This window comes from Marinilabilia sp. (genome assembly GCF_016278715.1).
GTDB lineage: Bacteria > Bacteroidota > Bacteroidia > Bacteroidales > Marinilabiliaceae > Marinilabilia.
This window is the reverse complement of the sequence record NZ_JADQBH010000069.1, coordinates 1-2601: the sequence shown is the minus strand read 5'-3', so window position 1 is coordinate 2601 and position 2601 is coordinate 1. Positions and strand designations below refer to the sequence as shown.

Genomic DNA, 2601 nt, shown 5'->3' with positions numbered 1-2601 from the left:
TCCGGGTTTATCGGGTTCTCGTACTGATTCAAGCTGTGGAAATTGGTATTTTTCGCAAGTAGTTCCTGAACTCTTTGGAGGCGACTTTCCAGATATCCTCCTTTCAGTTTAGGCTCGGTTATCCTAACCAGTTTAACGCCATAAGCTTGAAGTATATTCACGGTATGGGCATTCACTTTTGGATCGATAACTACAATAAGTTTTATATTATAAAATTTGCACGCTTGCGCCAGGCCCAAAGCCATATTGCCCGAACTGGATTCAATTATTGTGTCTCCGGGTTTTACCCTACCGCTCTCAATTGCTTGTGAAAGCATATTTACTGCTGTCCGGTCTTTTATACTACCTCTTGGATTGAAACTTTCCATTTTCCCAAAAACAGAAAATCCCCATTGCTTTGCCAGTCGGGAAAATTCTACCAAAGGCGTTTTCCCGATGGTTGACAGTATGTCGGAGTGATATTTTTGTAATTCCTTTTCAGGGGCTGCAGTTGTTTGCATTATAGTTTTATTAGATTGTTAATAGGAATTCCTGACCTGATGATATTATCAAAGGTGAAAAAGATCAAAAGGATAAGCCTTACATTATTTTAGAAAGATGTTGCAAAATTCACATATTCTGCTTTTTTCTGAATAATTCATTAATTATCTAATCCTCAGGTCGGCATATCATCTTCACTTTCATTTTCATCTGCTTTTAAAATAGCTCTAATCCGACCAATATGAACCTGCGACGTTTTTGCTCTTTCAAGAGCCGTTTTAGAAGCAACCCCCTTTTTTCCCCGTGCCATTTCAGTTAGTAGGTTTTTATGTTCCTCGAACATTCGCAATGCAGTCCACATAGTTTCTTCAATCTTGTGGGTCTGCTCGGCTTCAAGAGAGGCTGCTGTATATGCATGCCCGGTATGACAACGGAAGCGTAAGTTGCTATCTTTTCCAACCTTCCATAAAACACCACCGCATCCCGGACAATTAAATGGAACCTGGTCGCCCAGCCTATTTACAGAGGACAAATCGCTTAGCACACGTTCGGCAATTTTGGCCTCTACCAAAACTTCATCAGGTACGGGTTTGCGCTTTGGTAATTTCTGTTGAATAATCTTGTTAAGAAGGGCCCCCATTTCAGAAATCGGCAGGCAATAATCTACTTTTATGTTATTTAGTGCATTTCTTGGCATATCCGGATACTCAGCATCGTTAGGGTCCTGTACAATGGAAGTTCCTCCGCATTTTTTAACAGCTTTCATTCCTGATGTTCCATCATCAAGATAACCGGTCAGCAATATTCCGATAGTCCCAGGGCCAAACGCTACAGCCGCTGACCGAAATAACGGATCGATAGCAGGACGCGACCTGTTTTCATAGGCTCCTTTGGTCACCAGCATTTTCTGGTTTTTCCCAATCAAAAGGTGATGGTCTGATGGCGCCAGGTACAAACATCCCGGTTTTAAATCTTTTCCGCTTTTTGCATGCTGACATTTTATGGTATTTAGCTTATTCAGCTCGTCTAAAAGTGTATTTCCCGTAGCATCAGGAGAAATATGCCAGACAACTAAAAACGGGACAGGGTAATCTTTGGGTAGTTGACCTATTAGTCCTTTTAATGCACTCAGCCCCCCTGCAGATGTACCTACCACAACTACCCGGGAGTTTTTTGCAGACTTATCGGTTTTAAGGCTTTTCTTCATCTTTCGGAGTTTGAATAATTTTTAAAATTATGATTCATCAAAAACAACCGTACCTATTAGATGCTTACAAAGGAGGATGATCGATAATTCATGAGAAAAACAAACAAATAAACCTAACTGGTACGACCCGCGTGGGGGGGCCATTCTCATTTAAACATTACATCTGTAAATATTTGAACCGCTTTGGGGTCATGCTTTAATATTTGATAGAAACGGAGCCTGAAGGGCTCTTATGTTTATAGTTTTCGCACAAATTAAAATATCGACGATGAAGGTTTCGTATGCTTTTGTGATTGTTAGAAATCTCTTTTATTAATGAACAGAATTTTCAAAACTGGTACTCAAATTTGTGGTGAGCTAAAAATATTTTTCCCAGTTAGGGCCCGTCTTTAAAGCCTGGAAAATGTTTCTCAGGTAGTTTGTCCCTTCAGAAAGTGCCAATTGCCTGGCTTGTAAAGCCCCTGAAATCGAATTTTTAAGTGTGCTTTTGTTGGTTTATAGTGAAATACCTTTCAAAAGCTACTTGGACATAAGTATTTTAGCGGCCAAGGCAAAAGCCTGCCCCACAACTTAGTGGATGCAGGTGGTACTTAATGGACGGACAATTATTCCAACTCAAAAATATTGTTGTTTGGAAAGTAAAGCATTACATAATTCTTTGGAACTGTTACATCATTCCCACATTTCCTTTTTCTGACATGAGGGGTAAACTGAAAAATTCAATTCAGGAAGATCACAAGAAGCAAAAGAAGAGAATTCCTGGTACTCTGGTCGCTGAGAACCAGTTGAAAAGCAAACGTGAGCTGATAGAAAAATTAATCCAGGAAAACCTGCCCCAAATTGATAAAACCGACGATTTTCCCAACGCTTTTCATTAAAGTAAACGGGGGCTAAAGGAGGTTCGTATTTAAGGA

Annotated in this window: 3 protein-coding genes; all 3 read right to left on the bottom strand. The window is 40.0% G+C overall.

The annotated features are described in order from the left end of the window. A partial coding sequence (locus QZZ43_RS04585; RefSeq protein ID WP_291856704.1) for a pyridoxal-phosphate dependent enzyme occupies positions 1–500 on the bottom strand: 500 nt, incomplete at its 3' end. A gap of 155 nt (positions 501–655) precedes the next feature. Further along, complete coding sequence (locus QZZ43_RS04580; protein ID WP_291856703.1) at positions 656–1687, bottom strand: chemotaxis protein CheB; 1032 nt, start codon at positions 1685–1687, stop codon at positions 656–658. A gap of 672 nt (positions 1688–2359) precedes the next feature. Further along, positions 2360–2601 (bottom strand): hypothetical protein (locus QZZ43_RS04575; RefSeq protein WP_291856701.1); only part of this gene is annotated, 242 nt, incomplete at its 5' end.